Genomic DNA, 7,825 nt, shown 5'->3' with positions numbered 1-7,825 from the left:
GGTCACAGTGGCTTTAATCTTGCTTTATTCCAGAACTCGTTTCAGAGTCTGGCAAAGCTGTTTGGTGTATCTGGTGCCCGGGAGAGAACTCGAATCTCCACATCTTGCGATACACGGACCTGAACCGTGCGCGTCTACCAATTCCGCCACCCGGGCACAGCTAGCAGTGTACCATTACTTGAACGGCTTCACAGGCCAGGGTCCGCAAATTTTCCTGAAATATTTCGGCTGCATACTCGAATCCGGCAGCCTCCAACAAAAAGAGACTTTTTATCAAAACCACTCATTCCCACGCGGGCGGATCGTCCGCCCATTCCTCCGGTTTGCTCGCTGAATTCGAGGGCACCGTTTCCGGCCACCGTGACGGCCACGGTTTCGTATTGCGCGATGACGGCGAGGCGGATATTTACCTGCCGCCCAACGAAATGCGCGCAGTGTTGCACAAGGACCGTGTCAAGGCGCGCATCGTGCGGCACGACCGCAAGAACCGGCCCGAAGGCCGCGTCACGGAAATCATCGAGCGCTCCTCGAATCCCATCATCGGCCGCCTGCTGCAGGAAAGCGGCGTATGGCTGGTCGCGCCCGAAGACAAGCGCTACGGGCAGGATGTCCTGATCCCCAAGGGCGCCATCGGTACGGCCAAGGCCGGCCAGGTGGTGGTGGTGCAGCTCACCGAGCCGCCGGCGCTTTTCGGCCAGCCCGTGGGCCGCGTCAAGGAAGTGCTGGGCGAAATTGATGACCCCGGCATGGAAATCGAAATCGCCGTGCGCAAGTACGGCGTGCCGCATGAATTCAGCGACGAGGCATTGGCCCTGGCCCGTGCCTTGCCGGACGCCGTCAGGCCTGCCGATAAAAAACACCGCATCGACCTGACCGACGTGCCGCTGGTCACCATCGACGGGGAAGACGCCCGCGACTTCGACGACGCCGTGTACTGCGAGCCCGCCAAAGTGGGCCGTGGCAAGGGCTGGCGCCTGTTGGTGGCCATTGCCGACGTGAGTCACTATGTGGAAACCGGCAGCGCGATCGACATCGACGCCTATGACCGCGCCACCAGCGTGTATTTCCCGCGCCGGGTGATCCCCATGCTGCCGGAAAAGCTCTCCAACGGCTTGTGTTCGCTCAACCCCAATGTCGAGCGCCTGTGCATGGTCTGCGACATGCTGGTCAATGCCAAGGGCGAGGTTCACGCCTACCAGTTCTACCCRGCGGTGATGTTCAGCCAGGCACGCTTTACCTACACTGAAGTCGCCGCCATCCTTGCCAACACGCGCGGCCCGGAGGCCGCGCAGCGCAAGGCGCTGGTGCCGCACCTGCTCGATCTGCACGATGTGTACCAGGCGCTGCTCAAAGAGCGTGGCGAACGCGGCGCGGTGGATTTTGAAACCACCGAAACCCAGATTGTTTGTGACGAAGCCGGCCGTATTGAAAAAATCGTGCCCCGCACTCGCAACGTGGCGCACCGCCTGATCGAAGAAGCCATGCTGGCCGCCAATGTCTGCTCGGCGGACTTCATTTCGCAAAGCAAGCACGTAGGCCTGTATCGCGTGCACGAAGGCCCGACTCCTGAGAAGAAGGAGATGCTGCGCAACTACCTGAAGGCGGCCGGTATCGGCATGACCATCAGCGACGACCCGGAGCCGGGAGAGTTCCAGAAGATTGCGCTGGCCACCAAAGACCGCCCGGACGCGCAGCAGATTCACTCGATGCTGCTGCGCTCCATGCAACAGGCCATCTATACCCCCATGAACAGCGGCCACTTCGGCCTGGCCTATGAGGCCTACACGCACTTCACCAGCCCGATCCGGCGCTACCCGGATTTGCTGGTGCACCGCGTCATCAAGGCGGTGCTGAACAAGGCCAAGTACCAGCTCCCGACCCTGCCCACGCCGGGCGAGGCTGAGGCCAAGCTGTCCAAACGCCTGGCCTCGCGCGTCAAGGAGCCGACGCAAAAGCCCAAAAAAGCCAGTGCCGACGAACTCGCCTGGCAGGCCGCCGGCCTGCACTGCAGCGCCAACGAGCGCCGCGCCGACGAGGCCAGCCGCGACGTGGAAGCATGGCTCAAATGCAAGTACATGCGCGAGCACCTCGGCGAGGAGTTTGGCGGCGTCGTCACGGCGGCCACGGGCTTCGGCATCTTCGTCACGCTGGACGCCATGTACGTCGAAGGCCTGGTGCACATCACTGAGCTGGGCGGCGAATATTTCCGCTTCGATGAAGCCCGCCAGGAGCTGCGCGGCGAGCGCACCGGCATCCGTTATGCCATCGGCACTCGGGTGCGGGTGCAGGTCAGCCGGGTGGACCTGGACGGCCGCAAAATTGATTTCCGCCTGGTGAACGAGGGCCAGGATCTGGTCGGCCGCGCCATGAAGGACAAGACCGGCGGCCATGCGGCAGAGTTGCCGGCGCAGGAGCGCGGTGGCTCGCGTCACACCGCCGAACCCCGAAGCGGCAAGGCAGGCAGCAAGGGTGCGGGAAAGAGTTCCGCAAAGCGCGCTGAGTCACGCGCAGGCGGCCGCGACGGCGGCGCTGGCAGCCGCAACACCGGCAGCAGCGAAAGGGCGCCCAAATCGCCTATTCAGGCCCTGAAGGCGGCGGTCAAGAAAGCGGCCGGCAATCCTGCGGGCCGCAAGCAGGGCAAGAAGCCGCGCCGCTAGGCGCCGGGACACCATGAAGTTTCCGCACAACACTTTTTCCTCGCCTGCGCTTCGTAAGCATAAGGCGCCTTGCCCATGCTGATGCGCGTATTGGCCTTCCTGCTTGAAACGCTGTTCTTCCTGCTGATTGCGGCAGCCTTGTTGCGGGCCTGGATGAACTGGGTCCGGGTCAACATGACGGCCCAACCTGGCCATTTTGTGATGGCCGTGACCGACTGGCTGGTCAAGCCCTTGCGCCGCGTTCTGCCCAAGCCGGTGATGCAATCCCGGGTGGACTGGGCCAGCCTGCTGGCGGCCGTGCTGCTGGCACTGGCCTATGCGTTGCTGTGGGGCCTGCTCTTTGGCCTGCTGCTGGGAGGCACCCTCTGGACCTCCGGGGCAGCGCCTGTAGTCCTGCTGACGCTGCTGTCCTTTGCGCTGAAGATGCTGATTCGCGTAGCGCTGCAGACCCTGTTCATCCTGGTGCTGGGGTTTGCGATTCTTTCGTGGGTGCAGCCCGGCTCACCGRCCTATGGCTTGCTCGGGCGCCTGACCGAGCCCCTGCTGGCGCCGCTGCGCCGTGTGATCCCCACGGTGGGCGGCGTGGACCTGTCCGCGCTGGTGCTCATTGTCCTGATCCAGATCGCGCTGATGATCCTGGTGTAGGGCCCTCGCCGACGCTCGTCAGTGCGTCTGTTAATTGCGGCCGCCCTGTGCGCAGGCCAGCTCCGAAGCCGTCAGGGCAGGCGCGGACCATTCATCGGCCAGGCGGCCATGCATGAACACTGCGCTGCAGGCAGCATCGAAGGCATCCAGCCCGGCCGCCATCCGCGCGCCCACCATGCCCGCCAGCACGTCACCGGTGCCAGCCGTGGCCAGCAGGGCGTTGCCGGTGCTGTTGATGGCGGGGCTTCGGCCCGGCGCCGCAATCACGGTTCCCGACCCCTTGAGTACCACCACACACTGAAACCGTTCGGCAAGCTGCCGGGCTGAAGCCAGCCGGCCTGATTGAACCGCGGCAGCCGTCGTGGCGACCAGCCGGGCGGCTTCGAGCGGGTGGGGCGTCAGCACGGTGCTGTAGCCGCGTCCGTGCCGTGCAATGAGCTGTGTCTGGAGCTGCGCATCCCCCGCGATCGCATTGAGGGCGTCGGCATCCAGCACCAGCTGCCTGGCTGTCGACAGGGCCCTTGCCAGCACGGCCTTGACGGCCTGACCTCCGCCGCAGCCGCACACCACCACCTGCTGTGCCAGGTTCAGCGCCTCGGGCGCGCGAAACATCAGCTCTGGTTGCTGCGGGTCAACCGTCATGGCCGGGCTGCCGAGCAACGCTACCCATACGCGGCCGGCACCGGCATGCAGGGCGGCACGCGCTGCCAGCAGTGCTGCGCCGGCCATGTGGCTGTGGGCGGTGGACTCTCCCCCCAGCACGGCGACATCGCCAAAGCTGCCCTTGTGGCTGGCATGCGCGTGGGCGGATCGTTGGGGTTGGCCAGCCTGGTCGGCGCCCAACAGCCAGGCATCCGTACGGCTGGGAACATCCGCCCGCACCTTGCCGGCGCTGAGGTCATCAAACCAGACCTGGCCCGCCCAATCCCGGCCGCTGGCGCTGAACAACCCCGGTTTCAGGGTTAAAAGGCTCAAGGTGAAAATGGCTGTAACGCCCAGTGGGCGGGCGCCAGCAGCTATCAAATGTGTAGCGGCGCCGGTGTCCGCATCCAGGCCGGTCGGCACATCTACCGCCAGCCGTGGCGCGCCACTGGCCTGCATTCGCGCCAGCCACTCCAGCATTAACGCGGTGCCGGGGCGGTCGGGTTCCAGCGCGCCGCCTATGCCCAGCAGCGCATCGATGCAGAAATCAAAGTCTTCAGGCGGTTGTGCAACCATGGGCACGCCTGCGGCAATGGCGCGTTCGCGCGAGGCAAGGGCGTCGGGTGGCAGGCTGGTTTTGCCGGCGGGCAATCCCGTCCAGGTCACGGCCACGGTCTTGCCCCACTGGTGCAGGTGCATGGCGGCCTCAAAACCGTCACCGCCGTTGTTTCCGGGCCCGCAGGCGATCCAGATGCGCTGCGCGTGTGGCGCCAGGGCCAGCGTCAGCCGCGCCACCGAGAGGCCCGCCCGCTGCATCAATGTGTGGGGCGCAAGCCCTGTGGCGGCCTGCCGTTCAAGTTCGCGCGTCGCCGCCACGCTGTGAAGCGGTTCGCTGCGGGCGCTGGAAATTTTTCGCATGGCTTGATTGTGCGGCCCCGCAAAGCAAAAAGCCCGGCTGGCCGGGCTTTGTGCGTTGATGCGCGGTGGTTTTTAGCCCAGGCGGGCAACGCCCAGGCCTTCCATGTCGATGTCCGCGTTTTTGCCGGTCATCAGGTCGGCCAGGGCCCGCGCGCTGCCGCAGCTGAGGGCCCAGCCACTGGAGCCATGCCCCAGGTTGAGCCAGAGGCCGGGAATGCCGCTGTCGCCGATGATGGGTGGCCCATCGGGCAGCATGGGACGGGCGCCTTTCCATTCCTGCACGCTGGCGCCGGTGTTGGAAAGCTGGGCCGCACCCGGGAACCAGTCGTGCAGCACCTTGTAAAGTGTCTGGATGGACGACGCCCGCTTGTTGTCAAGCGTGCCGCCGATTTCGGCGCTGCCAGCCACGCGCACGCGGTTGCCCAGGCGGGAAATCGCGACCTTGTAGCGCTCGTCCATCAGTGCGCTGCGCGGTGCGTTCAGCGGTTCGCGGATCGGTGCGCTGATGGAATACCCATAAACCGCCGCCATGGGGATCTTCAGGCCGAGSGGCCTCAGGAGTTCGGCCGACGCCAGGCCGGCGCACATGACCACACGGTCGAAGCCGCGCGGGCTAGCCTCGCCTGCTATCAAAATGCTAGCTGGTTGCGCGCGTTCCAGTTGGGCTACAGCCGTATTGAACTCAAAACTCACACCAATGCGCTGGGCTTCATTTTTCAGCAGCAGAGCAAACTGGCGGCAATTGGCCACTTCGTCGTCAGGCAAATGAACAGCGCCCAGGAAGTCGGTATCAAGGCTCAGCGCCGGCTCGATCTTTCGCACCTCGTCGGGGCCGATTTCCCTGAACACCACGCCGGCGTCGCGCAGCACGGCCAGGCCCGGCTGCACCAGCTTGCTGTCTTTTTCAGAGCGCAGCAGCACCATGTAGCCGGGGCTGCCGTCGTACTCGAGCTCCAGTTCGGCCGTCAGGTGGTGCAGCCTTTCGCGGCTGTAGAAAGCCAGGCGCTGCATGCGCGCCCGGTTGGCTATGTAAGTCTCGAGCTTGCAGGCGCGAAACCACTTCCACATCCAGGCGATGTCGCGGGCCGACAGCGGCAGGCCGAGCTTGACGGGCGCGTGGCGGTTGAACAGGTGGCTGATGACCTTGCCCGGCATGCCAGGGGCTGCCCAGGGCGTGACGTAGCCGGGCGCGACCAGGCCGGCGTTGGCAAAGCTGGTTTCCTCGGCCGCCGCACCGCGGCGTTCAAACACGGTGACGTCGTGGCCGTCCAGGGCAAGTTCGTAGGCGGTGGTGATGCCGATGATGCCGGCGCCAATAACGGCAACCCTCATGCGAGGCTCCTGCCGTCATGTGGAGCAGGGAGGGCACCGGAGGCAGGGGAGATATTTTTATTCATTTTTRTCAAAAAAGGCTGAAAGCCAATAGGGGAAAGCGCGAGCGGCTATGATTTTTATAGCGATCCTGCTAGGGCTGCTTCTACCTGCTGAGCGAGGTCCAGCACCGCGTCGTCATGCAGCGCCGCGTGCCAGAGCATCAGGCCTGCGGGCAACTGGCCGGGGGTGTGGCAGGGCAGGGAGATGGCGCAGCCGTCGAGCATGTTCACCACGGCAGTATTGCGCAGCAGCAGGCCGTTGATGCGGAAAAATTCGGCGTCGTCACCCAGCAGGCCAGTGATAGGCGGCGCGGCGATGGGAACGGTGGGCGAGAGTACGGCGTCAAAGCCCTGCAGGCGCGCTTCCATGCGGCCCACCCAGGCTTTGCGCGCAGCCAGCAGGTCAATGTAGTCGGCCGCGCTCATGCTGGCGCCGCGCAGGATGCGCAAGGCGACGCGCGGATCGTATTCGGCCTGGTGCCTGGCGATCAGCGTACGGTGCCAGGCATAGCTTTCTGCTGCGGAGAGGCCGCCGGTGGCATTGATGGCGGCCAGCTCGCCGATCTCTTCCAGTCCGATCTCTTCGATATGCGCGCCCGCCTGGCGAAGCACCCGCAGGCTGCGTCCAAATGCCTCGGCGACGGTGTTGTCCAGGTGGTCCTGCATCACGGTGCGGGCCACGGCCAGGCGGCAGGATGCGAGCGGCTTGCCTGCCAGCCGGACCTTGCGTGCGGCCAGAACCTCATGCACGGTGACGGCGTCGCGCACCGAGCGGGTCAGGGCACACACGGTGTCCAGGCTGGGGGACAGGGGAAGGGTGCCTTGCGTCGGCACCAGGCGCGCTGTGCTTTTGAAGCCGACGATGCCGCAAAGCGCTGCCGGGATGCGGATCGACCCGCCTGTGTCGGAGCCGAGCCCGACCAGGGCCGCACCCGTGGCGACCGAGACCGCCGCACCGGAGGACGAACCGCCCGGGATTCGCGCCACCTTCGGGTCGGCCGGGTTGACGGGCGTTCCATGGTGCGGGTTGATGCCGACACCGGAGAAGGCGAACTCGACCATGTTGGTACGCCCCACGAAAGCGGCGCCGGCAGCACGCAATCGCGCCACGGCGGGGCAGTCTTCTGCGGCCGGCGCAGCGCCTGCCAGCACGGTGGACCCGGCCGCGGTGGTCTGGCCTGCCACATCGAACAGGTCCTTGACCGACACCGGAATGCCGGCCAGCGGCAGGCCTGCGGCATCCGAAGCGGGGTTTTTCGCCGTTCCGGCGAGGTTTTGCGGGTTTCCCGGCATGAAAACGTGGCGGCAGGCGTCACTTTGAGCCGTGGCACGGGCCTGCTCGAAAACCTGCTGGGGGGAGGTCTGACCGGCCGCTATGGCCTGGCGAGTGGCATGGAGGTCGCCTGAAGGGGGCATCTGGCTCATGGGGCAGGAGGGTGTTATACTCGACAGGCTTTGCAAATGACGATTTTGTTGTTTGCAAGGCAAATCGCAAATCAGCCACTCAAGGTGTTGCCCCGGAAATCTCAAATGAGACCACGAGGCGATAAGCGCTGATTTTAGACACAACCTTTTGGAGTATTCCTATGT

The 7,825-nt window shown here is 65.1% G+C and carries 5 protein-coding genes and 1 tRNA gene; 2 read left to right on the top strand and 4 right to left on the bottom strand.

Annotation, left to right across the window (positions count from 1 at the left end; genetic code table 11):
* Positions 1-71: 71 nt before the first annotated feature.
* A tRNA-Leu gene (locus tag AC1D0Z_RS13285) sits at positions 72-156 on the bottom strand.
* A 167-nt stretch (positions 157-323) separates the two neighbouring features.
* Here AC1D0Z_RS13285 and rnr point away from each other — a divergent pair.
* Positions 324-2,657, top strand: coding sequence for a ribonuclease R (gene rnr, locus AC1D0Z_RS13280; protein WP_477658699.1), 2,334 nt, complete (start codon positions 324-326; stop codon positions 2,655-2,657).
* 75 nt (positions 2,658-2,732) lie between these two features.
* On the top strand, positions 2,733-3,302 hold the full coding sequence (locus AC1D0Z_RS13275; protein WP_477658698.1) for a YggT family protein: 570 nt from the start codon (positions 2,733-2,735) through the stop codon (positions 3,300-3,302).
* A 30-nt stretch (positions 3,303-3,332) separates the two neighbouring features.
* On the opposite strand, the gene AC1D0Z_RS13270 is transcribed toward AC1D0Z_RS13275, so the two are convergent.
* The 3 genes from AC1D0Z_RS13270 to AC1D0Z_RS13260 form a co-directional block, all read right to left on the bottom strand.
* Entirely contained in the window at positions 3,333-4,862 is a 1,530-nt protein-coding gene (locus AC1D0Z_RS13270) for an NAD(P)H-hydrate dehydratase (RefSeq protein WP_477658697.1), read from the bottom strand.
* Between the two features lie 72 nt (positions 4,863-4,934).
* Positions 4,935-6,194: a D-amino acid dehydrogenase gene (locus AC1D0Z_RS13265; RefSeq protein ID WP_477658696.1), complete on the bottom strand. Its 1,260-nt coding sequence runs from the start codon at positions 6,192-6,194 to the stop codon at positions 4,935-4,937.
* A 119-nt stretch (positions 6,195-6,313) separates the two neighbouring features.
* Positions 6,314-7,660 (bottom strand): amidase, encoded by a 1,347-nt coding sequence (locus AC1D0Z_RS13260; RefSeq protein ID WP_477658695.1) that lies wholly within the window; start codon positions 7,658-7,660, stop codon positions 6,314-6,316.
* Positions 7,661-7,825: the final 165 nt, after the last annotated feature.

It is taken from the genome of Polaromonas sp. P1_E3, assembly GCF_056405935.1.
This window is presented reverse-complemented; position numbering and strand designations above follow the sequence as displayed.